This is a genomic window from Frateuria defendens (genome assembly GCF_001182895.1).
In the GTDB taxonomy this organism is placed as follows: domain Bacteria; phylum Pseudomonadota; class Gammaproteobacteria; order Xanthomonadales; family Rhodanobacteraceae; genus Frateuria_B; species Frateuria_B defendens.
Window position 1 is genome coordinate 1 of sequence record NZ_LFQR01000145.1, and the last position, 24,457, is coordinate 24,457.

Consider the following 24,457-nt stretch of genomic DNA (forward strand, 5'->3'; position numbering starts at 1 on the left):
GCGCAGCGCCTGCCCCAGCCGCTGCGCGATCGGCGCCTCCTCGGCCGGCAGCCACGCGGCCAGCGCGGCGGCGGTGCCGCCCTGGCCGGCCTCCACCGCGCGGTCGATGCGCGCCCACAGCCGCTCGCGGGTGAGCAGGCCGGCGTCGTGCGCGACGGCGAGCACGCCGTCGCAGGCGTTGGGCAGGCTGGGCTTGGCCCACAGCGCGGCGAGGTCGCGGTCGAAGTCGAGCGTGCCGCCCTGGGCGAGCCGGGCCTGCAGGGCATCGCAGCTCAGCGTGTCGCCGAGGCCGGGCTGGTACAGCGCGAGGAAGCCGGTCCAGTCCTGGCGCCGCGCGAGTTCGAGCAGGAAGTCGCGGCGCAGGTCGGCGGCGGGGATCAGGTCCGGGTAGCGCTTCAGGTAATCCTCCACCCGCGCGCGGTCGAGCTGGCGCAGGTCGTGGGTGAGCGCGGCGGCTTCGAGGTACGGGTAGAGCGGATAGCCGGCCAATGGCGCCGACCACGCGCGCCAGCCCTCGCCGCCCTGCTGCGCCGCCGCCCAGGCCTGCCGGAAGGCCGCGCGCTGCGCGGCGTCCGGCTCGGCGCCGGCCCGCGCGGCGAGCAGCAGGGCGCCGACGAGCAGGGCGAGGAGGCGCAGGGGCAGGCGCCTTGGCGTGGGTCGGAACATGGAGGCTCCTTGGGGACGATCCACCGGCCGGGCCACCCAGTTTAGTGCATTGCAATACCATGTCCGCCGTGGCGGCGGCGCGGCCGGCCTTCAGTGGAGGGATGAGGGCGCGCTGCTACTCTCCTGCGTTTGTTTCTCAAGGGACGGCATGTCGGCTTTGCTCCTTGCTTCGCTTCGTTCGCGCTGGATGGCGTGGTGCGCGCTGCTGCTGGCCGCGGTGGCCGGTGCCGCGTGGTGGTGGTGGATCGGCCGGCCGGTGCCGCTGCCGGATGCGCCCTCGGCGCGGATCGCCTGCGTTTCCTACGCGCCGTTCCGCCAGCCGGGCGAGACGCCGTACGACCTCGACGCGGTGGTCACGCCCGAGCGCATCGACGCCGACCTGCGCGTGCTCTCGCAGCGCTTCGACTGCGTGCGCACCTACTCGCAGGCGCACGGCCTCGACGCCGTGCCGGCGATCGCCGCGCGCTACGGCATGAAGGTGCTGATGGGCATCTGGATCGGCCGCGACCCGCGCGACAACGCGCACGAGGTGGCGCAGGCCATCGCCACCGCCAAGGCGAACCCCGGCGTGCTGCGCGGGGTGATCGTGGGCAACGAGGTGCTGCTGCGCGGCGAGCAGTCGCCTGACGCGTTGGCCGCCTACGCGCGGCAGGTGCGCGCGGCGATCCCGCGCACGGTGCCGGTGACCTACGCGGACGTGTGGGAGTTCTGGCTGCGCTACCCGCAGCTGGCGCAGGCGGTGGACTACCTCACCATCCACATCCTGCCGTACTGGGAAGACCAGCCGGTGCCGCCCGAGCGCGCGGTGCGCCACGTCGCCGAGGTCTATGCGCGCATGCAGCAGGCCTTCCCCGGCAAGGCGGTGATGATCGGCGAGACCGGCTGGCCCAGCGCCGGCCGGCCGCGCCGCGCGGCGCGCGCCAGCCTGGTCAACGAGGCGCGCTACCTGCGCGAGTTCCTCGACTACGCCAACCGCGTGCGCATGCCCTACAACGTGATCGAGACCTTCGACCAGCCGTGGAAGCGCGCCCAGGAAGGCACCGTGGGCGGCTACTGGGGCATCTTCGACGTGTACGCGCGGCCCAAGTTCGCCATGCAGGGGCCGGTGGTGGAAGAACCGCGCTGGTGGATCGGCTGGCTGGCCGGCGCAGCCGGCATGCTGTTGTTCCTGGGCGTGGGCGCGTGGCATCGCAGCTGGCGCAGCGGCGCGGGCGAGGCGGTGCTGGCGCTGGCCGGCTTCGCCAGCGGCACGGCGCTGGCCTGGCAGGGCCGGCAGATGGCCTACGCCTGCCGCGATGCGCTGGAATGGACGATCTCGGGCGCGGCCTGCCTGGCCGCGCTGGCCACCGCGCTGTGGCTGGCGCGCTGGCTCGCCGCGCGGTTGGCCGGCGGCGCCGTGGTGGCGCCGCCGCGGCGCTGGCGGTTGGGCTGGATGTTTCTGCTGGCCCTGCTCGACCTGCTGATGGTGTTCGACGGCCGCTATCGCGACTTTCCGCTCGGCCTGTTCGCGCTGCCCTGCGTGGGCTACGCCCTGCTGGGCCTGCTCGGCGACGACGCGCCGGCGGAGCTGGAGGAGCGCTTCCTGGCCTGCGCGATGCCGCTGCTGGCGGCGGCGGGCGTGGCGCAGGAGCTTGGCCTCAACGTGGTGACCTGGCTATGGCTGGGCCTCAACCTGCTGCTCGCCGTGCCGGTGCTGGCCGCCTGGCGCCGCGCCGCCCGCCTGCTGCCGCAGCAGGCCGAGGCTGCCTAGCAGCAGGGCGAAGGCGCCGCCGTTCTCGCAGTACATCGCCAGGGCGAAGGCGCCGAGCGCGGCGGCCAGCCAGAACGTTGCCACGCGCCGGTGCAGCAGTGCCAGCGCCGTCGCCGCGAGCGCGGCGATGCCGTAGCCGTAGCTCAGGAAACCCAGCACCAGCCACTGCCGCGGCGCGCACCAGAGCGGCGGCCGCGCCACGCCGCAGCGTTGCTCCATGCCGCTCGGCTCGATGAAGACGTAGCGCAGCGCGACCGCGCCGAGCGCGACCAGCAGCAGCGCGAGCCAGGGCAGGGAGAGGCGTAGCCAGGAGCGTTTCATCGGCGGATCCGGTGCGGCGTGGGAGTGAGGTGGGCGGGCAGGGTGATCTCCGCCGCCAGCGGTAGGTGGTCGGAGAAGGCTTGCGGCAGCGTCCAGGTCTTGTCCAGCTGGATGCCGGGCGAAGCGAGGATGTGGTCGAGCGCGCGGCGCGGCTTCCAGCTGGGGAAGGTGGGCGTGGGCTGCGCCGGCGGCTGCAGGTTGCAGTAGCGGAACAGGAGCTGCATCTCCGGGCTGCGCGCGTCGGTGTTGAGGTCGCCCATCAGTACGGCGTTGGGGTGCTCCTGCAGCACCTCGGCGATGAAGCCAAGCTGGCGCGCGCGCGCCTGGGCGCTGAGCGAGAGGTGGGCGATCATCACCGCCAGCGCGTCCTTGCTGGCGCCGAAGCGCACCAGCAGCGCGCCGCGCCCCGGGATGCGGCTGGGCAGCGGGTAGTCCAGCACGCTGTGCGGCTCCAGCCGGCTGATCAGGCCGTTGGCCGAGTGCGCCAGGCGCGCCATCGGGCGGTTCGGCTGGTGGCTCCAGAACGGCAGGCCGGCGGTTTCGGCGAGGTAGCGCGTCTGGTTGAGGAAGCCCGAGCGCAGGCTGCCGGCGTCGGCCTCCTGCAGGCCGATCACGTCGAACTGCGGCAGCACCTCGGCCAGCCGGTCGAGGTTGTCCAGCTTGCTGCGGCCGGGCAGCACCGCGTTGAGGCTGCGGGTGACGTACTCGCGGTAGTGCTGCACGCTGGCGCCGGCGAGGATGTTGCAGCTCAGCAGGCGCAGGCGGCGCTCGGGCGGCGGGCGTGGCGGATCGGTACGGCTCATATCGGGACGGACGTTAGCCGCTCGCCGCGGCCGCCGCCAGCGGCCGACGGCGGGCGCGCAAGCGGCGGCTTACTTGCCGCCGGCCTGCTCGCGCTTGACCAGCCACTGGGTCAGCGCCGACAGCTCGTCGAGGCTGCGCACGTTGCCGCTGCGGTACTTGCCGTCGACCACGACGGTGGGCGTGCCGTCCACCTGCCATTTCTGGATCAGCGCGAGGTCGCTCTTCATCTGCGCGGTGACCTCGTCGGAGGTGGCGATGCGCATGAACTCGCTGCGGTTCACGCCGTGGCGCGCGTAGAAGTCGGCCAGCTCGTCGAGCGAGTTGATTGGGTAGTGCTGGTTGAACTTCTCGTCGAACAGCGCGAGGTGGGTCTGGTCCACCACGCCGAGCTTCTTGGCCGCGTAGTAGGCGCGCGCGTACGGCAGCCACTCGGCGCTGAAGGGCGCCGGCACCAGTTTGAACACCGCGTCCTTGGGCAGCGACTGGCGCAGCTTCTCGGCGGTGGGCGCGAAGTGCGCGCAGTGGATGCAGCCGTAGGAGAACACCTCCACTACCTCGATCTTGCCCTCGTCGCTGTAGCGCTGGGCGGGGCCGGGCAGGGTCGCGTATTCCTGGCCGTCGGTGTAGGGGGCGGCGCCTTCGGAACTGGAGGCGGTGCAGGCGCTGGTGAGCAGCAGGCCGCCGAGCAGGGCGAGAACGCGCAACCGGGTGAAACGCTGGAACATCGGTAACTCTCCGCTTTTGCGGCATCGCCGCATCCGGCGGCAAGAGTAACCCATGGACGCGGCGCCGGTCCGCGACCGGCGCCACGGCGCAAAGTCCCGCGGCCCGGGCTTACTTGCCGGCCGCTTCCTTCGCCACCAGCCACTTGGCGAGCTGCACCGACTTCTCGTAGCTGCCCACTTCGGGGGGCGAGAAGCGGTACTTGCCGTCGATCACGATGGTGGGCGTGCCTTCCACGCCATAGGCTTTCACCAGCTCGTCGGCGCGCTTCATCTTGGTGTTGATGGTGAAGGAGTTGGCGACCGCGGCGAACTCCTTCGGGTCGGCGCCGAACTTGGCGTAGACCTTGGCGGCGTCGTCGATGGTGGGCAGCGCCGAGGGGGGCTTGAGGCCCGAGTTGCTGGCGTTCATCGCGCTCAGCTCGCGGGTCTTCCACACCGCGTCGTACATCGCGTCGTTGCCCTTCTCGGCCACGCCCAGCGCCTGCGCGGCGAAGTAGGCGCGCTGCAGCATCGGCCAGTTCTCCTGCGGGATGAACGAGGCCGGCAGGTAGGCCATCTCGGCGTTCGCCGGCAGTTCCTGCGCCAGCTTGCTCACCGTGGGGTGGAAGGCGTTGCAGGCCGGGCAGCCGTAGGAGAACACCTCCAGCACCTCGATCTTGCTGGTGGAGGTGGCCTTGGGCTGGGCCGGCTCGATGCGGAAGTAGTGCTTGCCCTCGACCCAGGTGCCGTCGTCGACGAAGGCGGTGGGCGCGGGCGCCGGGGCGGCCGGTGTCGCGCTCGCCGGCGTGCTGGCGGCCGCCGCCGGGGCTGTGCTGGCCGGCGTGGCGGATGCGCTGCTGGCCGGCGCGGCCGGGGTGCCGGCGCTGGTGGCGGGCGGCGGCGTGGGGGCGGCGCTGCCGGCCTGGTCGCTTCCGTGGCTGCATGCGGCAAGTGCCAGCATCGCGGCACACAGGATCGGCAGACGTTTGAACATGATGACCTCGATGGCTTTCTTCGGCTTGCGGTGGAACGGAAGCGCCGGCCGCAGGGCCGGCGCGTGACGATCGGTCAGGGCGTGGCCGGCTTGGCCGGCGCGCTCTCGGCGGCGTGCAGGCCCTCGACGTAGCTGGCCAGCGCGGCGATGTCGGCGGGCTCCAGGCGCTTGGCGATGGTGGGCATGATCGCCGCCTGCGCGTCGCTGCCCCACACGTCGCCGTCGTGCCAGTCCTTGAGCTTGTCCTCGATGTACTTGGCGTGCTGGCCGGCCAGCTGCGGGTACATCGCGCCGGGATTGCCGCGGCCGTCGATGCTGTGGCAGGCCATGCAGGCGGGGATGCCGCGCGCCGGGTCGCCCTGGCGGAACAGCTGCTCGCCCTTGCCCACCAGCGCGGCGTCGGCCACGCCGGGGAGGGAGGCCTTGCCGGCGAAGTAGGCGCCGATGTCGCGCATGTCCTGCTCGGACAGCGCCACGCTCATGCCGAGCATGATGGCGTCCTTGCGCTGGCCGTTCTTGAAGTGCTCGAGCTGGCGCGCGATGTAGGCGGCGTGCTGGCCGGCGAGCTTGGGGTACTGCGCGTCGGACGAGTTGCCGTCGGCGCCGTGGCAGGCGCCGCAGGCGGCCGACTTGGCCTGGCCGGCGGCGGGGTCGCCCGGCTTGGCGGCGGCGGCTTCCTGCGCCACGGCCGCACCGGCGCACAGCGCGAGCGCGAAGGCGGCGGCGAGCATCGGCACGGCGCGTCGAGAACGGGTGAGCCGAAAACTCATACACTTGTCTCCTGAAGGACCGCAAGATCCGCCGCGAACGCAGCGTTGCCATCGGCGACGAGCAGAAACCGCCGGATTATCCCCACGCTATCAGACCCGGTCAAACCGTCGCCATGGCTCATCCGCTACAGGGCGCGCAGTTCGCGCTGGCCGCCCATCGCCTCAACCAACTGCCCACCGACCAGGGCGCCGAAGTCGCCTTCGCCGGCCGCTCCAACGCGGGCAAGTCGAGCGCGCTCAACGCGCTGGTCGGCCACAAGGGGCTGGCGCGCACCTCCAAGACGCCGGGCCGCACGCAGCAGATGGTGGTGTTCACGCTGCCGCCGCTGGCGCAGGGCGAGGGCGCCGCGCCGCTGGAGGCGCGCCTGATCGACCTGCCCGGCTACGGCTACGCCGAAGTGCCCGAGGCGCTGCGCGAGCACTGGAAGCAGGAGATCGACCGCTACCTGCACGGCCGCCGCAGCCTGCGCGGCGTGGTGCTGATCGCCGACATCCGCCATCCGCTGAAGGCCTTCGACCGCATGATGCTGGACTTCTGCGCCAGCACCGGACTGCCCTGCCACCTGCTGCTGACCAAGGCCGACAAGCTCTCGCGCAACCAGGTGATGCAGACGCTGGCGACGCGCCGCCGCGAACTGGCGGACGAGGGCGTGCCGGCCACCGTGCAGGCGTTCTCCTCGCCCGCGGGCACCGGGGTGGAGGAGGCGCGCGAGGCGATCGCGCAGCTGCTGCGCAACGCCCGCTGAGCCGTATCGCGCCGCCCCCTGCCTGCAGGGGAGAGAGCAGGTGCCGGCGCGCTCAGCCGTTCACGCTCTCCATGAACACCGCGCACAGCGCCTCCATGCCGGCGCGGTCGTCCTCGTCGAAGCGGGCCACCCGCGGGCTGTCCACGTCCCACACGCCGAACAGCGTGCCGTCGGCCTTCACCAGCGGCACCACGATCTCCGCGTTGCTGGCCGCGTCGCAGGCGATGTGGCCCGCGAACTCGTGCACGTCGCGCACCAGCTGGGTGGTGCGCGTCTGCGCGGCGGTGCCGCATACGCCGCGGCCGAGCGCGATGCGCACGCAGGCCGGCTTGCCCTGGAACGGGCCCACCACCAGCTCGGTGCCGTCGTAGAGGTAGAAGCCGGCCCAGTTGAGGTCGGGCAGGGCGTGGTAGACCAGTGCGGCGAAGTTGGCGGCGTTGGCGATCAGGTCGGCCTCGCCGGCGAGCAGGCCACGCGCCTGCTGCACGAGGTCCTCGTATTGCTCGCGCTTGCTGGCGTACGAGAGGGTGTTGGCTTCGAACATGGCGGCAGGTCCGGCGGGGAGGCCCGCTATGATGCGGACCCTTTGAAGGTAGGACCAGTCGATGGTGGCGAACGCTGCGTTTTCCAACTGGCCGCCGGCGGTGTTCGTGGCCGGCACCGACACCGGCATCGGCAAGACCCGTGCGGCCTGCGCGCTGCTGCACGCGCTGCGGCAGGCCGGCGTCGATGCCTGCGGCATGAAGCCGGTGGCCAGCGGCTGCGCGGCCACGCCGCAGGGCCTGCGCAACGAGGACGCCCTGGCCCTGATCGCCGCCGGCGCCACCACCGAGCCCTACGTGCGGATCAACCCGGTCGCCCTGCGCGAGCCGCTCTCGCCGCACCTGGCCGCCGAACGCGACGGCGTGGCGATCACGCTGCCGCCCCTGCGCGAGGCCTTCGACGCGCTGCGCGCCGCACACCAGGCGGTGGTGGTGGAAGGCGTGGGCGGCTGGCTGGTGCCGCTGGCGCCGGGCCTGATGGCCTCGGACCTCGCCATCCAGTGGCGGCTGCCGGTGATCCTGGTGGTGGGCCTGAAGCTCGGCTGCCTGAGCCACGCGCTGCTCACCGCGCGGGCGATCGCGGCCGACGGCTGCACGCTCGCCGGCTGGATCGGCAACGCCATCGACCCGGCGATGGCCGCGCCGGCGGAAAACCTCGCCACGCTCGAGGCGCTGCTGCCCGCGCCTTGCCTGGGCGTGCTGCCGCACGGCGTGGCGCCGGCCGAGGCGGCGGCGCGGCTCGACCTTTCGGCGTGCGGCGTGCTTCACGCGCCGCATGCTTGAATGAGCGCTCTCGTCCACCGGAGCGGACCATGAGCCAACGCAGCCGCTACTACCTGTCGATCGACGACCTGGCCCATGCGCGCGGCCGCGAACCGCGCCTGGCCTACGACGGCGCCGGGCCCGGCGATTTCGCCGCCGCCTTGCAGGCGGCCCTGTGCGACCCCGCGCTGTTCGAGCGCTGGCGCGCCTTGCAGGACGACCCGGAGGCGGTGGACATGAGCCTGGGCGCGATCGACCCGGACGCCGAGGCGAAGGCCGAGGTATCGGACCTGCGCACCCGGGTGGAGCTCACCACCAGCCTGCCGATGCGCATCGTGCGGCACCGGCTGGATCTCCTGATCGGCGCCAACTGGCTGCTGCGCGACCTGCGCTCGGCCTAGCGCCGGGTCTGCGCCCGTGGAGCGCGCTTGCGCGCGAAAAGCCTACGCAGCGGGGACATCGTGGCTCCGCGGTCGCGCGCAGGCGCGCTCCTACACATAGGCGCGGGTGCCGCTTGGAGGTGGCGTGCCGATGTGGGTAGAGTCGGCGGCTTTGACCCACATCATGCATTCCAAGGATTGCCGATGCTCCGCCTACGCTCGCTCGTGATCGCCACCTCGCTGGCGCTGGCCGCCTGCTCGCCGCCCTCCGGGGACGCCGGCAAGCCCGCCGCCCCGCCTGCCGCCGCGGCCAGCGCGCCGGCCAAGGCCGCCACCACCGCCAGCACGGGAGCCGCCGTGAGCGCCACCAATCCGTTCCTCGCCGCCAGCACGCTGCCGTTCCAGGCGCCGCCGTTCGACCATATCAAGGACGGCGACTACCAGCCGGCGATCGAGGAAGGCATCCGCCAGCACCTGGCCGAGGTCGAGCGCATCGCCAACGACCCGGCGCCGCCCACCTTCGAGAACACCTACGTGGCGCTGGAGAAGAGCGGCGTGCTGCTCAACCGCGTGCTGGCGGTGTTCAACGGCGTCACCGGCGCCAACACCAACGACGCGCTGCAGAAGGTGCAGGAAGAAGAAGCACCGAAGCTGGCCGCGCACGAGGACGCCATCCACCTCGACGGCAAGCTGTTCGCGCGCCTTGAGAAGGTGTACGAGGGGCGCGCCGCGCTCAAGCTCGACCCCGAGTCGCTGCGGCTGGTCGAGGTGGTCTACCGCAACTTCGTGCAGGCCGGCGCCAAGCTCTCCGACGCCGACAAGGCCAAGCTCAAGGAGCTCAACAAGGAGGAGTCCATCCTCAGCACGCAGTTCAACAACCGCCTGCTCGCCGCGGCCAAGAACGGCGCCCTGGTGGTGGACGACAAGGCCAGGCTGGCCGGCCTTTCCGACGCCGACGTGGCCGCCGCGGCGCAGGCCGCCAAGGACCGCGGGCTGGCCGGCAAGTGGGTGCTGACCCTGCAGAACACCACCCAGCAGCCGCAGCTGCAGGGCCTCGCCGACCGCGCCACCCGCCAGGCGCTGTTCGCCGCCTCGTGGGACCGCGCCGAGCACGGCAACGCCGACGACACCCGAGCCCTGGTGGTGCGCCTGGCGCAGATCCGCGCCGAGCAGGCCGGGCTGCTCGGCTTCCCCAACTACGCCGCCTGGACCCTCGAGGACCAGATGGCCAAGACGCCCGAGACGGCGATGGGCTTCCTGCGCCAGCTGGCGCCGGCCGCGGTAGCGCGCGCCAAGGCCGAGGCGCTCGACATCCAGCGGCAGATCGACCAGGACCAGGCCGCGCTCAAGCAGCCGGGCTTCAAGCTCGAGCCGTGGGACTGGCAGCGCTACGCGGAGGAGGTGCGCAAGGCGCGCTACGACCTCGACGAGAGCCAGATCAAGCCCTACTTCGAGTTGGACGACGTGCTGCAGAACGGCGTGTTCTACGCCGCCAACCAGCTCTACGGGCTGAGCTTCAAGGAGCGCCACGACATCCCGGTGTACCAGCCGGACGTGCGCGTGTTCGAGGTGTTCGACAAGGACGGCCAGTCGCTGGCGCTGTTCTACTGCGATTACTACAAGCGCGACAACAAGAACGGCGGCGCCTGGATGGACAACTTCGTCGGCCAGTCGAAGCTGTTCGGCACCAGGCCGGTGATCTACAACGTCGCCAACTTCACCAAGCCGGAGCCGGGCCAGCCGGCACTGCTCTCCTTCGACGACGTGGTCACCATGTTCCACGAGTTCGGCCACGGCCTGCACGGCATCTTCGCCGACGAGCAGTACCCCACGCTCTCCGGCACCGCCACCGCGCGCGACTTCGTGGAGTTCCCCTCGCAGTTCAACGAGCACTGGGCCACCGACCCCAAGGTGTTCGCCCACTACGCCAGGCACTACCAGACCGGCGCGCCGATGCCGCCCGCCCTGGTGGAGAAAATGAAAAAGGCGGGCCTCTTCAACAAGGGCTACGACATGACCGAGCTGGTCGCCGCCGCCATGCTCGACATGAACTGGCACATGCTCGGCGCCGACGCGCCCAGGCAGAATGCCGACGCCTTCGAGCAGGCCGCGCTCAAGCAGGACGGCGTGGACCTCTCCTACGTGCCGCCGCGCTACCGCTCCAGCTACTTCCTGCACATCTGGGGCAACGGCTACGCCGCCGGCTACTACGCCTACCTCTGGACGCAGATGCTGGCCGACGACGCCTTCGGCTGGTTCAAGGAGCACGGCGGGCTGACCCGCGACAACGGCGACCGCTTCCGCGCCATGATCCTCTCGCGCGGCAACACGGTGGAGCTGGCCAGGCTCTACCGCGATTGGCGCGGCCGGGCGCCGAGCGTGGCGCCGATGCTGATCGACCGCGGGCTGAAGGCGAAGAAGGCCAAGTAAGGCCGCATCGCGCGATGTTCCGGCACGGCCCGCTTCGGCGGGCCGTGCCGTTTCCGTCGGCGGTGGCGACGGAGAAGCGCGCGCCGCGGCGCCCGAGGCAAGGCGCCGGATGCGAAGCGATGCGGGCGGCGGCGGTTCGCCGAGCCGCTCGGCGGCATTTCCGCGGGGCCGCGGGATGCCCTGCACGGGTGCAACAATTTGTCCGTGCCGGCCCGCGCGCGCTGGCAAGGTTCGCGCAAGGCCATGTTTGGCCTGTCGATTGCGCCGCTCCGGCCGGTGCCGGCGCAGGGGCCCGTGGATAGGCCGGCGGGCCGGCGCAAATGCTTGCCGATTGACATGCGACATAACGACGCACTACGTTGCGCCGCAGCAAAACCACGCCCCTTGAGGACGCGCTCGCTGTTCCCGATGCGCACGAGGCCGGCAGGGGCCGCCGGCATGGCGGTTGCCCTCGTCGGGTCATGCATCATCGCCCCCGCGATGCAGGCCCACGGGGCGCGATCCGTTCCCGCCGAAGGCCAGCCTCATGCCGCACGATCCTGCCGTTTCTCCTTCCGCCTCGCCCGAGGCCGCTCCCTCTTCGCCCTCGCGCCGCCGCGTGCTGCTCGGCATGGCCTCGGCGGCGCCGGCGGTCGGCCTGCTCGGCGCCGCCGCGCTGTCCTCGCACGCGCTGGCCGCGGACCCGGCGCCGGCCGGCACGGCCGCCACCGCCGCGAGTGCCGAGCTGGAGCCGGCCACCGTGGCGGCCTTCCTCAAGCTCTCGCAGGCGCTCACCGCGCATGCGGACATCTCGCCCACCACCGCCGCGCGCATCTACGCGGCGCTGTGCAGGCAGGACCAGGGCGCCGCCGTGCGCATCGCCACGCTGCAGGGCCTGCAGCAGCCGGGCCAGTCCGCCGCCACGCTGCAGCAGGCGGCCGACGCGCACGGCCTGGGCGACCTCGCCCGCGCCATCGTGCGCGCCTGGTACACCGGCACCGTGGGCACCGGCCAGGGCGCGGTGGTGGTGGCCTACGCCGAGGCGCTGATGTACCGCACCGTGAGCGACGGCCTGATCGTGCCGACCTACGGCAACTACGGCCCGATCTGGTGGCTGGGCGAGCCGCCGCCGCTGGGCGTGCCGCTGATCGTGCCGGCGGCCGGGAAGGTGGGCGCATGAGCCGGCCGACGCTGCACGCCAACGGCGACGCCTCCGCCGACGTGGTGATCGTGGGCTCGGGCGTGGTCGGCGGCCTGATCGCCGACCAGCTCGCCGCCGAGGGCCACGCGGTGCTGGTGCTCGAGGCCGGCCTGCGCATCCAGCGCGACCAGGCGGTGGAGAACTGGCGCAACATGCCGTTCGAGAACCGCCTGCATTCGGACTTCCAGGGCCTGTACCCGCAGTCGCCCGACGCGCCGGCGCCGCTGTACTTCCCGGAGAACCACTACGTGGGCCTGTCCGGCCCCAACGGCAGCGCCTTCAAGCAGGGCTACCTGCGCACCGTGGGCGGCACCACCTGGCACTGGGCGGCCTCCAGCTGGCGCCACCTGCCGGTGGACTTCCGCATGCAGAGCACCTACGGCGTGGGCCGCGACTGGGCGATCGGCTACGACGACCTGGAGCCGTACTACTGCCGCGCCGAGGAGGCGATGGGCGTGGCCGGCCCCAACGACCCGGCACTGCAATCGCCCGCCGAGCGCAGCAAGCCCTACCCGATGGACATGGTGCCCTGGGCCTACGGCGACAAGCGCTTCGCCGAGGTGGTCAACGCGCACGGCTTCCGTTCCATCCCGATCCCGCAGGCGCGCAGCACGCGGCCGTGGAACGGCCGCCCCACCTGCTGCGGCAACAACAACTGCCAGCCGATCTGCCCGATCGGCGCGATGTACAACGGCATCCATTCGATCGAGAGCGCCGAGCGCAAGGGCGCGCTGGTGCTGGCGCAGGCAGTGGTCTACAAGATCGACACCGACGAGGCCAACCGCATCACCGCGGTGCACTGGTACGACGCCGAGCGCAAGTCGCACAAGGCCACCGGCAAGAAGTTCGTGCTCGCCTGCAACGGCATCGAGACGCCGCGCCTGCTGCTGCTGGCGGCCAACGCGCGCAACCCGAACGGCATCGCCAACTCGTCCGACCAGGTCGGGCGCAACATGATGGACCACTCGGGCATGCACTGCAGCTTCGTCGCCAACGAGCCGCTGTGGATCGGTCGCGGCCCGGCGCAGAGCAGCTGCATCGTGGGCCCGCGCGATGGCGAATTCCGCGCGCAGTACTCGGCCACCAAGATCATCCTCAACAACATCTCGCAGGTGGCGCCGGCCACCGAGAAGGCGCTGGCGATGGGCCTCTCCGGCAAGGCGCTGGACGAGGAGATCCGCCGCCGCGCGGTGTGCGGCGTGGACCTCTCCATCAGCCTGGAGCCGCTGCCCGACCCGAACAACCGGCTCACCCTGAGCGCCACCCGCAAGGACCCGCTGGGCCTGGCCTGCCCGGACATCCACTACGACGTGGGCGACTACGTGCGCCGCGGCGTGGCGGCGGTGCACGAGCAGCTCAAGACCATCGGCCAGCTGTTCGGCGCCACCGACTTCGTGATCAACGAAAACCTCAACGCCAACAACCACATCATGGGCGGCACCATCATGGGCGCCGACCCGCGCGACTCGGTGGTGGACGGCGACTGCCGCGCCCACGACCACGCCAACCTGTGGCTGCCCGGCGGCGGCGCGATGCCCTCGGCCAGCGTGGTCAACACCACGCTCTCCATGGCGGCGCTGGGCATCCGCGCGGCCGACTCGATCAGCCGCAGCCTGGCGCAGGCGTGAGGGCGATGGCGATGCGCATGCTTTCCCGCCTCCCGCTCTCGCGCGGCGCGCTCGGCCTGCTGCTGGCCGTGGCGTCCGCCGCCTCGGCCCAGCAGCCGCCCGTGGCCAACACCGTGCCCGCCGGCCCGGACGCGGCCCTGGTCGCCAAGGGCAAGGCGCTGGCCATCGCCGCCGACTGCGGCGCCTGCCACACCGACACGCTCAACCACGGCAAGCCGTTCGCCGGCGGCTACCCGATCCCCTCGCCGCTGGGCATCATCTACGCCACCAACATCACGCCCTCGCACGGCGCCGGCATCGGCGGCTACAGCGAGGCCGAGTTCGCCCGCGCCATCCGCGAGGGCGTGCGCCGGGACGGCGCGCGGCTGTACCCGGCGATGCCGTACACCTCCTACGCGCTGCTCACCGACGAGGACGTGCACGCGCTCTACGCCTACTTCATGCATGGCGTGGCGCCGGTGGACCGCGACGCGCCGCCGGCCGACCAGCTGGCGCGCCCGCAGGGGCTCGCCGGCAAGCGGGTGGACGCGGCCGGCCTGCCGGTGGCGCCGACCAACACGGTTACCCGGCTGCCGTTCCCGTTCAACCTGCGCGCGGCGATGATCGGCTGGAACTGGCTGTTCCTGCCGCAGGAGCGGTTCAAGCCCGATCCGGCCCGCAGCGCGCAGGTCAACCGCGGCGACTACCTGGTCAACGCGCTGGAGCACTGCGACGCCTGCCACACGCCACGCAACGCGCTGATGGGCACCGACCGCAGCCATGCCTTCGGCGGCGCCATGGTCGGCTCCTGGTACGCGCCCAACATCAGCGCCGACCCGGTCAGCGGCATCGGCGGCTGGAGCGACGCCGAGCTGGTGCAGTACCTGAAGACCGGCCGCGCGCCCGGCAAGGCGCAGGCCGCCGGCGGCATGGCCGAGGCGGTCGAGCACAGCCTGCAATACCTGCCCGAGTCCGACCTCGAAGCGATCGCCGCCTACCTCAAGAGCACCCGGCCGGTGCGCGATGGCGCCGATACGCTGGCCGCGCACGGGCACGGCACGGCGGCCAGCCTGGAACCGGCGCTGCGCGGCCTCAGCGGCCACAACAACCCGCAGCCGCTCGCCGACGGCGCCCAGCTCTACAGCGGTTTCTGCGCCAGCTGCCACCAGCCCGACGGCGCCGGCAGCGCCAACCAGGCCTATCCCTCGCTGTTCCACAACACCGCCACCGGCCTCGCCAACCCGGCCAACCTGGTGGCGGCGATCCTCTACGGCGTGGACCGCACGGTGGACGGCAAGCAGGTGCTGATGCCGCGCTTCGACGGGCAGTCCTACGTGCAGGCGCTCACCGACGTGCAGATCGCCACCATCGCCAACTACGTGCTGCAGCACTACGGCAACGCCGCCGCCGCGACCGTCACGGCGCAGGACGTGGCCTACGCGCGCCAGGGTGGCAAGCCGCCGCTGCTCGCCACCTTGCAGCCGTACATCGTGCCGGTGCTGGTGCTGGGTGCGATCGCGGTGCTGCTGGTCCTCGTCGCGCTGTGGCGGCGCCGGGCGCGGAGGCGCGCGGCGCGTGGGTAAGCGGGGTACGTCGCCATGCCGGCGCAGGCCGGCATCCAGGGGCCTGCGGCTCGCAGCAATCGAAACGCCCGGCGCTCTCGCGCCGGGCGTTTTTCATTTGGCCGTCTGGCCGTCTGGCCGTTCGGTCGCCGGTTTGGCGTCAGTGGGCGGCCGCGTGAAAGGCAGCCACGCCCGCTTCCGCCGCCTCGTTGTCCTGCACGTTGTTGCCGCCGCTGACGCCGACCGCGCCGATCACCGTATTGCCCTGCATGATCGGCACGCCGCCGCCGGCCGGCAGCGCGCCGGGCAGGCCGAGCACGTTGACCCCGCGGCCGCTGGACACGTCCTGCTCGAACGAGCGCGTCGGGCGCTTGTAGAACACCGCCGAATGCGCCTTGGCGATCGCCAGCTCGATGCTGGCGAGCTGCGCCTGCGGCATGCGTTCGAGCAGGACCATCTGCCCGCCCGCATCGACCACGGTGACCACCGAGTCGGCATGGTTGGCGGTGGCGCGCGCCTCGGCGGCGGCGGCCATTTGCCGGGCCAGGGGCAGGCTGAGGGCGCCGACGGCATCCGTGGCGGCGGCCGACGAGGTGCCGGCCGCGGCCAGGGCAAGACCGAGCAGGGCGAAAGCAGGATGACGCGACATGTCGAAACCTCTGGGTGGGGGAGAACCGCAGCCCCGCCGCCTGTAGGGCGGGGGCGGCATCCGCAGCGCCGCCGCGGGATGCGGCCGCCGGGCGTCATTGCGCCCCGTGGATGCCAACGGGGGCCGACGCTAGCACGCGCCGGCACGGCGGCTTCGCGTCGCGACAGGTTGTCGCACCTGCATGAATTTGCGCCCGGCGGCGTCAGCCCGCCGCGGCCGCCGTCGCGCGCAGCCGGCCGGGGCTGGTGCCGCTGACGCGCTTGAACAGGCGCCGGAACGCCGCCTCGCTGCGGTAGCCCAGCCGCTCGGCGATGTGCGCCACGGAAAGCTCGCGCTCCTGCAGCATCCGCTCGGCCAGGCTTACCCGCCACTGCGTCACGTATTGCAGTGGCGGCATGCCGAGCCGCTGGGTGAAGCGCTCGGCGAAGCTCGAGCGCGACAGGCAGGCCAGCGCCGCCATCGACTGCATGGTCCAGTCGCGGCCCGGTTCCTCGTGCACGGCCTGCAGCACGCGGCCCAGGCGGCTGTCGGCGAGGGCGGCGAACAGGCCGCGCTGTTCGGCGTGGCGGCTGGCGTAGTCGCACACGGCCAGGGTGAACAGGGCGTCGGCCAATTTGTTGAGCAGCACCTGGCGGCCGGCCCCGCGCGAAGCGGAGACCTCGACCATCATGGCCGACAGCTGGCGGAAGATGTCCCCGGCCTCCTGCGCGCGCACCACGAAGCAGGGCGGCAGCGCGCGGCCCAGCGGGTTGCCGCCGCGGCCGGCGAAGTGCAGTTCGCCGCAGATCAGGCTGGTGGTATCCATTGCGTTCTCGCCGGTGGCTGCGGCGGCGCGCAGGCAGTGCGGGTCGCCGTGGGGGAACACCACCAGGTCGCCGGCCTCCAGCGCGAGCGCGCGGTCGAGGCGCCCGCTCTCGACCCGACAGCGGCCCTGGCCGGTGAGGTGGAACAGGCCGCAGTGGTAGTGCGGCTCGTCCATGAACCAGTGGCCGCAAAGCGTCTGCTCGGCCACCACGTCCACGCGCAGCATCGAGCGGTTGAGCAGCGACTCCAGCGCCGGCTCGATGCCGTGGGTACCGCCGCCGTTGGCGGCGGCGAGGCTGGCTTGCGAGGGCATGGCGGACGTTCCCGGACTCGTTCCCATACCATGCCTTTCGTCCGGCCGGCGCCGGACGTTACGCCTTTACCCGTCGGCGATGCGCCAGCCGCGGATCAAGCCGCCGTCCAGCCACGCCTGCAGCAGCGCGACCATGCGCGGCGCGGCGCTTGCGGGCGCGTGCAGGGTCGCCAGGCGCTCGCACAGCTGCGCGAAGGGTTCGCCCCGCATCGCGGCGGCGAGCGCCACGGCCTCGTCCGCATCCAGCAGGCGGTAGTGCACGGCGTGCGCCTGCCGCCATGCCAGCAGCGCACGTTCTGCCCGGCGGCGGCGCAGGCGCGGCGGCGCTTCGCCCAGGTCGGCCGCGCGGCGGATCGCCTCCAGGTTGTGCGCGAGCGGCAGGACCTGCAGGGCCTGTTGCAGTTCCAGCCGCAGCGCGGGCCAGGCGTCCCCCGGCACGGCGGCCAGTTCGGCCCGCGCCAGCGCCGGCTCGTCGGCGGCGTCGAAGGCGGTGGACAGCGCCCAGTCCAGCCGCGCCATCGCGGCCAGCGCCGGCCGGCGGCGCCAGGGCGGGGCGCGTTCGAGGAAGGCCGGCAGCCCGTCGCCGTGCCAGCGGATGTTGTAGTGGCCGGAAGGGTGGGCCTCGACGTAGGCGGCCAGCAGGCGCGCGAAGGCCGCCTCGCCGGCCAGCCGGGCCAGGCCGGGGAACTCCACCCGCAGCGCCTCGGCCAGGCGGAGGCGGTAGCCGTGGCGATAGACGTCCAGGCGCTCGTCCGCCCCGGCGCGGGCATCGCCGAGGATGTCGGCGGGGCGCGGCGCGCGTGGGTCGAGCACGGCCTGTGCCATGCGCTGCTGCAGGGCGCGCAGGTTCGCGCTCATGCCGCTTCCCGCAGGACGGAGGCGGCCAGCGCGCGGGCGTGGGCCAGTTCGTCCAGCAGCGTGGGCAGCGGCGGGATGTGGTCGTCGCGCTCGATCATGGTGGAGACCGCGCCGTAGCGGCGCACCGCCTCCACGTAGAGCGCCCACACCGGGTCGGCCACCGGCGCGTCGTGGGTGTCGATCAGCAGCCGCTCGCCCGGCTCGTGGCCGGCCAGGTGGAACTGCTGCACGCGCGCGGCCGGGATGCCGTCGAGGTAGTCGAGCGGAGCGAAGCCGTGGTTGCGCGCGCTCACGTAGACGTTGTTGAGGTCGAGCAGGATCAGGCAGTCGGCGCGCTCGGCCACCGCGGCGAGGAACTCCCACTCGCTGAGCTGGGCGCCGGCGAAGGCCACGTAGCTGGACACGTTCTCCAGCAGGATGCGGCGGCCGAGCCGGTCCTGCACGCGGCGCACCCGTTCCACCACGTGCGCCAGCGCCTCTTCGGTGTAGGGCAGCGGCATCAGGTCGTGCAGGTTCACGCCCTCGACGCCGGTCCAGCACAGGTGGTCGGAGATCCAGGCGGGCTGGACGTGGCGGGCCAGCGCGTGGAGCCGGTCCAGGTAGCCCTCGTCGAGCGGGTCGGTGCTGCCGATGGACAGCGACACGCCGTGCATCACCAGCGGGTAGCGCTCGCGGAAGCGCTCCAGCCAGCGCAGCGGCAGGCCGCCGGGCACCAGGTAGTTCTCCGACACGATCTCCAGCCAGTCGACGCCGGCGGGGCGTTCCAGCAGCGCTTCATAGTGTTCCACGCGCAGGCCGAGGCCGAAGCCGAGGGCGGGCAGGCGCGGAGAGGAAACGGGCGTGGGCATGGTCGTGGAGCCATGGCGGGATCTCCTCGGGCGGCCGGGAGACCCCGCCCCGGGCTTACATGCCCTGCTTTGCCTTGGCCTGGGCGGCCTCGCAGTCGGCCTGGCTCTTCTGCATGGTGAAGCCCTGGCCCTTGCAGGCGTTCTGCCCCTTGCACGCATTGGTGGCCTGCTTGCAGGAGCCGTGGCCCTTGCACGCGGAGGAGTTGAGACATTTGACGCTCGCCTGGGTGCCGGCCGGCGCCTTGTCCGCGGCCACGGCGGCGGACAGCGAGGAGACGGCGAACAGGCCGGCGACCAGGGTGGCCATCGCGCTGCCGTTGAGCTTGGAGTTCTTCATGGCTGGATTCCTTGGAAAGGTTCTGGAGTGTGGGCCGCTGGCGCGGCAGGAAGAGCGCGTCTCGCCGGCGCCACGCTGGCGTGGCTTGGGCATCGACGCTACGCATTGTGGACGCCGGCGGGGCGGCCGGCTGTTCCCGTGCATCCCGTTTTTGTGACCGATCGTCCGGCACGATACAAGACTGAAGCGCACTCCGGACTGGCGGCAAGCAAGCGCGGACGCGCGGCCATGGCGGCATCCCGCGGGCGGCCCGCATGATGGCCGCACCCTTAATTCACCGGATGTCCCGCGATGTTCACCCCGCTTGCCGGCGCCGCCTCGCGCGCGCTTTCCGCCCTTCATGCCGTCCGCTGGGCCGGCCCGCTGCTGCTGCGGCTGGGCTTCGGCTATTTCTGGCTGGAGACGGGCATCGCCAAGGTGCACAACCTGGACGGCTTCACCGCGCGCTTCGTCGGCTGGGGCATCCCGTTCCCCGTCTTCAGCGCGGCGCTGTCGGCGTGGACGGAGCTGCTCGGCGGCCTGCTGCTGATGCTCGGCCTGTTCACCCGGCTGGTGTGCGTGCCGATGATCGTCAACATGGCGGTGGCGATCGCCCTGGTGGTGTCGGCCAACTTCACCGGCCTGGACGACGTGGTGGAGGCGGACGAGACGGTCTACATCCTGATCTTCGTCTGGCTGCTGTTCGCCGGCCCGGGCAAGGCCAGCCTCGACGCCTGGCTGGTGCGGCGGCTGGGCCTGGCGGCCGCCTAGACGGCCGCGCCGGGGGAAGGGCGCGGCCGCCCGGCTCAGTACGCGAACTCGCGGAACACCGGGTCCACGCTGCCGCCCCAGGTGCCGTGGAACAGCTCCAGCTTGCGCTCGGCCGGGGTCTGGTTGGCCTCCACGATCTCGAACAGCGGCTCCAGGTAGACGCGCTCGTCGGCGCCGTGGCGGTTGAGCTGGGCGCGCCGTTCGAGGCCATGCGCCGCGATCTTCAGCGTCTCGCGCGCCAGCTCGCGCACGGTGCCGCCGCGGAAGGGCAGCTTGAGCGCCTGCTTCGGCACGCCGTCGCGCAGCGCGTGGCGCTCCTCGCGGCTGAAGTCCTTGACCAGGTCCCACGCCGCATCCAGCGCCTCCTGGTCGTAGAGCAGGCCCACCCACAGCGCGGGCAGCGCGCACAGCCGGTTCCACGGGCCGCCGTCGGCGCCGCGCATCTCCAGGTACTGCTTGAGGCGCACCTCGGGGAAGGCGGTGGTGAGGTGGTCGGCGTAGTCCTTCATGGTGGCGCGCACGCCCGGCAGCGCGTCGAGCGTGCCGTCCAGGAAGCGCTTGAAGTCCTGCCCGGCGAGGTCGATGTAACGGCCGTCCTGGTAGCTGAAGTACATCGGCACGTCGAGGATGTAGTCCGCGTAGCGCTCGTAGCCGAAGCCGCTCTCGAACACGAAGTCGAGCATGCCGGTGCGGTTCGGGTCGGTGTCCTCCCACACGTGCGAGCGGTAGGACAGGTAGCCGTTTGGACGTCCGTCGGTGAACGGCGAGTCGGCGAACAGCGCGGTGGCGACCGGCTGCAGGGCCAGGCTGGCGCGGAACTTCTTCACCATGTCCGCCTCGCTGGCGAAATCCAGGTTCACTTGCACGGTGCAGGTGCGCGTCATCATGTCCAGGCCGAGCTGGCCGACCTTGGGCATGTACTCGCGCATGATCTTGTAGCGGCCCTTGGGCATCCAGGGCATCTCGTCGCGCCGCCATTTCGGCTGGAAGCCCATGCCGAGGAAGCCGATGCCGAGTTCGTCGGCGACCGCGCGCACCTCGTCCAGGTGCGTGTTCACCTCGGCGCAGGTCTGGTGGATGTTCGCAAGCGGTGCGCCCGACAGCTCCAGCTGCCCGGCCGGTTCCAGCGTGATGTTGGCCTTCTCGCGGCTGAGCGCCACCGGCGTCTCGCCCTCGCGGGCGATGGCCCAGCCGTAGCGCGCGGCCAGCCCTTCCAGCAGCGCGCGGATGCCGCGCTCGCCCTCGAACGCGGGCGGTCGCAGGTCGTCCTTGCGGAAGCCGAATTTCTCGTGCTCGGTGCCGATGCGCCACGCCTCGCTGGGCTTCTCGCCGGCGGCGAGGTAGTCGATCAGCTGCTGGCGGTCGCGGATCGGGGTGCTCTGGACGGCACTGGGAATGGACACGTGGCAGGCCTCGGTGGATCAACCGCGAACTATGAAGGTGCTGGCCGGCAACGAAAAGGGGTTGACGGGAAATTTTTGGACGTGACGGTACAGGTGGACCGGTGTGGGAACACCTGTCACGGCATCCGCCTGCCGCGGGAGCTGCCGGCCATACGAAGAAGGCCGGCATGGAGCCGGCCTTCTTCGCGGGATGCGAGCGCCCGGGATCAGCGCTTCATCGAGTTGAAGAACTCGTCGTTGGTCTTGGTGTTCTTCATCCTGTCGAGCATGAACTCGATCGCCGCCAGCTCGTCCATCGGATGCAGCAGCTTGCGCAGGATCCAGATCTTGGCCAGCAGGTCCGGCTCGATCAGCAGGTCCTCGCGACGGGTGCCGGAGCGGTTGATGTCGATGGCCGGGTACACGCGCTTCTCGGCGATGCGGCGGGACAGGTGCACCTCCATGTTGCCGGTGCCCTTGAACTCCTCGTAGATCACCTCGTCCATCTTCGAGCCGGTGTCGATCAGCGCGGTGGCCACGATGGTCAGCGAGCCGCCTTCCTCCACGTTGCGCGCGGCGCCGAAGAAGCGCTTGGGGCGCTGCAGCGCGTTGGCGTCCACGCCGCCGGTGAGCACCTTGCCGGAGCTCGGCACCACGGTGTTGTAGGCGCGGGCCAGGCGGGTGATGGAGTCGAGCAGGATCACCACGTCCTTCTTGTGCTCGACCAGGCGCTTGGCGCGCTCGATCACCATCTCGGCGACCTGCACGTGGCGCGCGGCCGGCTCGTCGAAGGTGGAGCTGATGACCTCGGCGCGCACGGTGCGGGCGATCTCGGTCACTTCCTCCGGGCGCTCGTCGATCAGCAGCATGATCAGGTGGACGTCCGGATGGTTGTACTGGATCGCCTGCGCCACGTTCTGCAGCATCATGGTCTTGCCGGACTTCGGCTGCGACACGATCAGGCCGCGCTGGCCGCGGCCCACCGGCGCCACCAGGTCCAGGATGCGCCCGGTGATGTCCTCGGTGGAGCCGTTGCCGCGTTCGAGGTGGAACGCCTTGCGCGGGAACAGCGGCGTCAGGTTCTCGAACAGCATCTTGTTCTTCGACGCCTCCGGCGGATCGCCGTTGATGTCGTCGACCTTGAGCAGCGCGAAGTAGCGCTCGCCGTCCTTCGGATGGCGCACGCGGCCGGTGATGTAGTCGCCGGTGCGCAGGTTGAAGCGGCGGATCTGGCTGGGGCTGACGTAGATGTCGTCGGGGCCGGCCAGGTAGGACTCGTCGGCCGAGCGCAGGAAGCCGAAGCCGTCCTGCAGGATCTCCAGCACACCCTCGGCCCAGATGCCGCCGCCGGAGCGGGCGTGGGCCTTGAGGATGTTGAAGATCACGTCCTGCTTGCGCTGGCGCGCCACGCCTTCCTGGATGCCCAGCGACTCGGCGAACTCGAGCAGCTGCACCGCGTTCTTGCGCTTGAGCTCGGTGAGGTTGATCAGGCGGTCGCTGCTGCCGGCCTCGGCGTTCTCGTCGTCCGGCGGCATGCCGTAGGGGTTGCGCGGCACGTTGCCGCCGCCGCCCTGGCCCTGGCCGCGCTGCTGCTGCTGGTTGCGCTCGTGGCGGCGACGGCGGCCGCGGCCCTCGCGGTCGTTGCGGCCGCCGTTGCCGTTCTGGCCCTGGCCGTTGCCGCCCTGGCCACCTTCGCGCGGCTCCTGCTCGCTACGCGGCGGCTGGTTCTCGGCCGCCGGGCTCGGCGCGGCGGCCGGCGCGTCCACCGGCAGGCTGGCCTGCACGGGCGCCGGCGCCGCGGACTCGGCCGCCGGCTTCTCGGCGCGCGTGGCGCCCTCGGCAGCGGCAGCGGCCGCCGCCGAACGGCGCGGTGCGCGCGGGCGCGGCTCGGCCGCCGGCTTGGCTTCGACGCTCTTGGCGTCGGAGGATTCTTTGCTTTCGATATCGGACACGGGCAAACCTCGCGCGGCGCCGTTGTTTTCAGGAAGGGAGGAGTGAAGCGTTGCGCAGAACGCGCAGGGGACGGGACCGTCCCGGGACGAGGATCAATCTAGCATCCGCCGCGCGGCGCCGTAAAGCGCGCGCAGCGGTGGGGGTGGAACGGGGTCAGATCGCCTTGTCGATCATCTGCACCAGCTGGCCCTTGCCGACGGCACCGATCTGGGTGGCCTCGACCTTGCCGCCCTTGAACACCATCAGGGTCGGAATGCCGCGCACGCCGTAGTTGCGGGGGGTCTTCTGGTTCTCGTCGATGTTCAGCTTGACGATGCGCAGCTTGCCTTCGTACTGCTTGGCCAGGTCGTCCAGGATCGGCGCGATGGCCTTGCACGGGCCGCACCATTCGGCCCAGAAATCCAGCAGCACGGGGGTGTCGGACTGGAGCACGTCCTGCTCGAAGCGGTCGTCGCTCGAATGGCTGATGAGGTCGCTCACGTAGAGTCTCCAAAAGGGTGGGCGGTGGGGGAGGGCGACCGCGGGATCGGCATCGGCTACACTGGGGCGCCCATGAAGCGCGGATCGGTCCGGAAGATAAGGCCATTGCGGCAGGCCTTCATTCCAGCCTAACTCGGGGCGCGATTCAAGCGATTCAAGGGCGACAGCGGACGGTTCCGTTGACATAGGTGAGCAGGCTCCCCGCGGCGCCGCCTCGCCGGGGCGCGAGCCCGTTCACCTATGCCAGCGGGGTTGTCGGCTGAGCCGCACTCCATCTCGGCACCCGTCATGGTTCGTGGCGCCGGCCGGCGGTTTTTTCCGCCCGGTCGCCGCCGCCACCGGGCGCCGTACCATCCACCTGTCCCGGGCCACGGCGGCTGCGGGACCGGGCGAGCGCAAGCATCGCCGCCCGCACCGCATCCGGCCATCCATGTCCCAGACCGTACTCACCGATACCTTCTTCACCAACTTCGAACTCCATCCGCTGCTGCAGCAGGGCCTCGCCGAGGCGGGCTTCACCCGCTGCACGCCGATCCAGGCGCTGACCCTGCCGGTGGCCCTCACCGGCCGCGACGTCGCCGGCCAGGCCCAGACCGGCACCGGCAAGACCTGCGCCTTCCTGGTCGCGATGATGAACCGCCTGCTGACCCAGCCGGCCAACGCCGGGCGCAAGGACAGCGACCCGCGCGCCCTGGTGATCGCGCCGACCCGCGAGCTGGCCATCCAGATCGAGAAGGACGCCCGCGCCATCGGCCGCCACACCGGCCTGCGCACCGCACTGATCTACGGCGGCGTGGACTACGACAAACAGCGCCAGCAGCTCAAGGACGGCTGCGACATCATCATCGCCACGCCCGGCCGCCTG

Annotated in this window: 24 protein-coding genes and 1 pseudogene; 10 read left to right on the forward strand and 15 right to left on the reverse strand. The window is 71.7% G+C overall.

The genetic code is table 11. From position 1 onward, the window contains the following. Window positions 1–666: pseudogene (locus ACH65_RS16450) on the reverse strand (transglycosylase SLT domain-containing protein); the annotation flags it as partial. 148 nt (window positions 667–814) lie between these two features. Between ACH65_RS16450 and ACH65_RS16455 the strand changes: the two are divergent. Further along, on the forward strand, window positions 815–2,416 hold the full coding sequence (locus ACH65_RS16455) for a glycoside hydrolase family 17 protein (protein ID WP_049623715.1): 1,602 nt from the start codon (window positions 815–817) through the stop codon (window positions 2,414–2,416). Here the strand turns inward: ACH65_RS16455 and ACH65_RS16460 are convergent. The 5 genes from ACH65_RS16460 to ACH65_RS16480 all read right to left on the reverse strand — a co-directional run bounded on the left by ACH65_RS16460 (window position 2,321) and on the right by ACH65_RS16480 (window position 6,009). Next, entirely contained in the window at window positions 2,321–2,737 is a 417-nt protein-coding gene (locus tag ACH65_RS16460; protein WP_049623716.1) for a hypothetical protein, read from the reverse strand. The two genes, ACH65_RS16455 and ACH65_RS16460, sit on opposite strands and share 96 nt — an antisense overlap. Next, complete coding sequence (locus tag ACH65_RS16465; protein ID WP_049623717.1) at window positions 2,734–3,540, reverse strand: endonuclease/exonuclease/phosphatase family protein; 807 nt, start codon at window positions 3,538–3,540, stop codon at window positions 2,734–2,736. The genes ACH65_RS16460 and ACH65_RS16465 overlap by 4 nt, the downstream gene beginning before the upstream one ends. 69 nt (window positions 3,541–3,609) lie before the next feature. Beyond that, window positions 3,610–4,266 (reverse strand): thiol:disulfide interchange protein DsbA/DsbL, encoded by a 657-nt coding sequence (locus tag ACH65_RS16470; protein ID WP_049623718.1) that lies wholly within the window; start codon window positions 4,264–4,266, stop codon window positions 3,610–3,612. 109 nt (window positions 4,267–4,375) lie between these two features. Continuing rightward, window positions 4,376–5,239, reverse strand: coding sequence for a thiol:disulfide interchange protein DsbA/DsbL (locus ACH65_RS16475; protein ID WP_049623719.1), 864 nt, complete (start codon window positions 5,237–5,239; stop codon window positions 4,376–4,378). A 74-nt stretch (window positions 5,240–5,313) separates the two neighbouring features. Beyond that, window positions 5,314–6,009: a c-type cytochrome gene (locus ACH65_RS16480; RefSeq protein ID WP_053096287.1), complete on the reverse strand. Its 696-nt coding sequence runs from the start codon at window positions 6,007–6,009 to the stop codon at window positions 5,314–5,316. 113 nt (window positions 6,010–6,122) lie between these two features. On the opposite strand from ACH65_RS16480, the gene yihA reads away from it, so the two are divergent. Continuing rightward, window positions 6,123–6,755, forward strand: coding sequence for a ribosome biogenesis GTP-binding protein YihA/YsxC (gene yihA / locus ACH65_RS16485; RefSeq protein WP_049623720.1), 633 nt, complete (start codon window positions 6,123–6,125; stop codon window positions 6,753–6,755). 52 nt (window positions 6,756–6,807) lie between these two features. Here the strand turns inward: yihA and ACH65_RS16490 are convergent, their stop codons facing one another. Next, entirely contained in the window at window positions 6,808–7,299 is a 492-nt protein-coding gene (locus ACH65_RS16490) for a GAF domain-containing protein (protein ID WP_049623721.1), read from the reverse strand. A 61-nt stretch (window positions 7,300–7,360) separates the two neighbouring features. Here ACH65_RS16490 and bioD point away from each other — a divergent pair, with 61 nt between their 5' ends. The 6 genes from bioD to ACH65_RS16520 all read left to right on the forward strand — a co-directional run bounded on the left by bioD (window position 7,361) and on the right by ACH65_RS16520 (window position 15,239). Further along, window positions 7,361–8,080 carry a dethiobiotin synthase gene (bioD, locus tag ACH65_RS16495; RefSeq protein WP_049623722.1) on the forward strand — a complete coding sequence of 240 codons (720 nt, stop codon included), beginning with the start codon at window positions 7,361–7,363 and terminating at the stop codon, window positions 8,078–8,080. Between the two features lie 29 nt (window positions 8,081–8,109). Then, window positions 8,110–8,460, forward strand: coding sequence for a hypothetical protein (locus tag ACH65_RS16500; RefSeq protein ID WP_049623723.1), 351 nt, complete (start codon window positions 8,110–8,112; stop codon window positions 8,458–8,460). A 183-nt stretch (window positions 8,461–8,643) separates the two neighbouring features. Beyond that, window positions 8,644–10,869, forward strand: coding sequence for a peptidyl-dipeptidase Dcp (dcp, locus tag ACH65_RS16505; protein ID WP_049623724.1), 2,226 nt, complete (start codon window positions 8,644–8,646; stop codon window positions 10,867–10,869). A gap of 526 nt (window positions 10,870–11,395) precedes the next feature. Further along, window positions 11,396–12,028 (forward strand): sugar dehydrogenase complex small subunit, encoded by a 633-nt coding sequence (locus ACH65_RS16510; protein WP_064504891.1) that lies wholly within the window; start codon window positions 11,396–11,398, stop codon window positions 12,026–12,028. Next, window positions 12,025–13,677, forward strand: a complete 1,653-nt coding sequence (locus ACH65_RS16515; RefSeq protein WP_049623725.1) for a GMC family oxidoreductase — start codon at window positions 12,025–12,027, stop codon at window positions 13,675–13,677. Before ACH65_RS16510 ends, ACH65_RS16515 begins: the two co-directional genes overlap by 4 nt. Window positions 13,678–13,694: 17 nt before the next feature. Then, on the forward strand, window positions 13,695–15,239 hold the full coding sequence (locus ACH65_RS16520; RefSeq protein WP_053096293.1) for a cytochrome c: 1,545 nt from the start codon (window positions 13,695–13,697) through the stop codon (window positions 15,237–15,239). Between the two features lie 139 nt (window positions 15,240–15,378). Here the strand turns inward: ACH65_RS16520 and ACH65_RS16525 are convergent, their stop codons facing one another. The 5 genes from ACH65_RS16525 to bufA2 all read right to left on the reverse strand — a co-directional run bounded on the left by ACH65_RS16525 (window position 15,379) and on the right by bufA2 (window position 19,027). Beyond that, window positions 15,379–15,867 (reverse strand): GlcG/HbpS family heme-binding protein, encoded by a 489-nt coding sequence (locus tag ACH65_RS16525; protein ID WP_053096291.1) that lies wholly within the window; start codon window positions 15,865–15,867, stop codon window positions 15,379–15,381. Between the two features lie 202 nt (window positions 15,868–16,069). Then, window positions 16,070–16,984, reverse strand: a complete 915-nt coding sequence (locus ACH65_RS16530; RefSeq protein ID WP_049623726.1) for an AraC family transcriptional regulator — start codon at window positions 16,982–16,984, stop codon at window positions 16,070–16,072. Window positions 16,985–17,050: 66 nt separating this feature from the next. Further along, window positions 17,051–17,842, reverse strand: coding sequence for an HvfC/BufC N-terminal domain-containing protein (locus tag ACH65_RS16535; RefSeq protein ID WP_049623727.1), 792 nt, complete (start codon window positions 17,840–17,842; stop codon window positions 17,051–17,053). Further along, window positions 17,839–18,690, reverse strand: coding sequence for an MNIO family bufferin maturase (gene bufB, locus ACH65_RS16540; RefSeq protein ID WP_049623728.1), 852 nt, complete (start codon window positions 18,688–18,690; stop codon window positions 17,839–17,841). Before bufB ends, ACH65_RS16535 begins: the two co-directional genes overlap by 4 nt. Window positions 18,691–18,745: 55 nt before the next feature. Further along, window positions 18,746–19,027, reverse strand: a complete 282-nt coding sequence (gene bufA2 / locus ACH65_RS16545; protein WP_049623729.1) for a BufA2 family periplasmic bufferin-type metallophore — start codon at window positions 19,025–19,027, stop codon at window positions 18,746–18,748. A gap of 291 nt (window positions 19,028–19,318) precedes the next feature. Here bufA2 and ACH65_RS16550 point away from each other — a divergent pair, with 291 nt between their 5' ends. Then, window positions 19,319–19,777 carry a DoxX family protein gene (locus ACH65_RS16550; RefSeq protein WP_049623730.1) on the forward strand — a complete coding sequence of 153 codons (459 nt, stop codon included), beginning with the start codon at window positions 19,319–19,321 and terminating at the stop codon, window positions 19,775–19,777. A gap of 35 nt (window positions 19,778–19,812) precedes the next feature. On the opposite strand, the gene ACH65_RS16555 is transcribed toward ACH65_RS16550, so the two are convergent. The 3 genes from ACH65_RS16555 to trxA all read right to left on the reverse strand — a co-directional run bounded on the left by ACH65_RS16555 (window position 19,813) and on the right by trxA (window position 23,592). Then, window positions 19,813–21,180: a glutamate--cysteine ligase gene (locus tag ACH65_RS16555; RefSeq protein WP_049623731.1), complete on the reverse strand. Its 1,368-nt coding sequence runs from the start codon at window positions 21,178–21,180 to the stop codon at window positions 19,813–19,815. A gap of 206 nt (window positions 21,181–21,386) precedes the next feature. Further along, window positions 21,387–23,111: a transcription termination factor Rho gene (rho, locus tag ACH65_RS16560; protein ID WP_049623732.1), complete on the reverse strand. Its 1,725-nt coding sequence runs from the start codon at window positions 23,109–23,111 to the stop codon at window positions 21,387–21,389. Window positions 23,112–23,265: 154 nt separating this feature from the next. After that, window positions 23,266–23,592, reverse strand: coding sequence for a thioredoxin TrxA (gene trxA / locus ACH65_RS16565; RefSeq protein WP_049623733.1), 327 nt, complete (start codon window positions 23,590–23,592; stop codon window positions 23,266–23,268). Between the two features lie 430 nt (window positions 23,593–24,022). Here trxA and ACH65_RS16570 point away from each other — a divergent pair. Continuing rightward, a partial coding sequence (locus ACH65_RS16570; RefSeq protein ID WP_049623734.1) for a DEAD/DEAH box helicase occupies window positions 24,023–24,457 on the forward strand: 435 nt, incomplete at its 3' end.

Coding starts and splice junctions, on each gene's coding strand:
- ACH65_RS16455 (WP_049623715.1), top strand. CDS start 815: ATGTCGGCTTTGCTCCTTGCTTCGCTTCGTTCGCGCTGGATGGCGTGG.
- ACH65_RS16460 (WP_049623716.1), bottom strand. CDS start 2,737: ATGAAACGCTCCTGGCTACGCCTCTCCCTGCCCTGGCTCGCGCTGCTG.
- ACH65_RS16465 (WP_049623717.1), bottom strand. CDS start 3,540: ATGAGCCGTACCGATCCGCCACGCCCGCCGCCCGAGCGCCGCCTGCGC.
- ACH65_RS16470 (WP_049623718.1), bottom strand. CDS start 4,266: ATGTTCCAGCGTTTCACCCGGTTGCGCGTTCTCGCCCTGCTCGGCGGC.
- ACH65_RS16475 (WP_049623719.1), bottom strand. CDS start 5,239: ATGTTCAAACGTCTGCCGATCCTGTGTGCCGCGATGCTGGCACTTGCC.
- ACH65_RS16480 (WP_053096287.1), bottom strand. CDS start 6,009: ATGAGTTTTCGGCTCACCCGTTCTCGACGCGCCGTGCCGATGCTCGCC.
- yihA (WP_049623720.1), top strand. CDS start 6,123: ATGGCTCATCCGCTACAGGGCGCGCAGTTCGCGCTGGCCGCCCATCGC.
- ACH65_RS16490 (WP_049623721.1), bottom strand. CDS start 7,299: ATGTTCGAAGCCAACACCCTCTCGTACGCCAGCAAGCGCGAGCAATAC.
- bioD (WP_049623722.1), top strand. CDS start 7,361: ATGGTGGCGAACGCTGCGTTTTCCAACTGGCCGCCGGCGGTGTTCGTG.
- ACH65_RS16500 (WP_049623723.1), top strand. CDS start 8,110: ATGAGCCAACGCAGCCGCTACTACCTGTCGATCGACGACCTGGCCCAT.
- dcp (WP_049623724.1), top strand. CDS start 8,644: ATGCTCCGCCTACGCTCGCTCGTGATCGCCACCTCGCTGGCGCTGGCC.
- ACH65_RS16510 (WP_064504891.1), top strand. CDS start 11,396: ATGCCGCACGATCCTGCCGTTTCTCCTTCCGCCTCGCCCGAGGCCGCT.
- ACH65_RS16515 (WP_049623725.1), top strand. CDS start 12,025: ATGAGCCGGCCGACGCTGCACGCCAACGGCGACGCCTCCGCCGACGTG.
- ACH65_RS16520 (WP_053096293.1), top strand. CDS start 13,695: ATGCTTTCCCGCCTCCCGCTCTCGCGCGGCGCGCTCGGCCTGCTGCTG.
- ACH65_RS16525 (WP_053096291.1), bottom strand. CDS start 15,867: ATGTCGCGTCATCCTGCTTTCGCCCTGCTCGGTCTTGCCCTGGCCGCG.
- ACH65_RS16530 (WP_049623726.1), bottom strand. CDS start 16,984: ATGCCCTCGCAAGCCAGCCTCGCCGCCGCCAACGGCGGCGGTACCCAC.
- ACH65_RS16535 (WP_049623727.1), bottom strand. CDS start 17,842: ATGAGCGCGAACCTGCGCGCCCTGCAGCAGCGCATGGCACAGGCCGTG.
- bufB (WP_049623728.1), bottom strand. CDS start 18,690: ATGCCCACGCCCGTTTCCTCTCCGCGCCTGCCCGCCCTCGGCTTCGGC.
- bufA2 (WP_049623729.1), bottom strand. CDS start 19,027: ATGAAGAACTCCAAGCTCAACGGCAGCGCGATGGCCACCCTGGTCGCC.
- ACH65_RS16550 (WP_049623730.1), top strand. CDS start 19,319: ATGTTCACCCCGCTTGCCGGCGCCGCCTCGCGCGCGCTTTCCGCCCTT.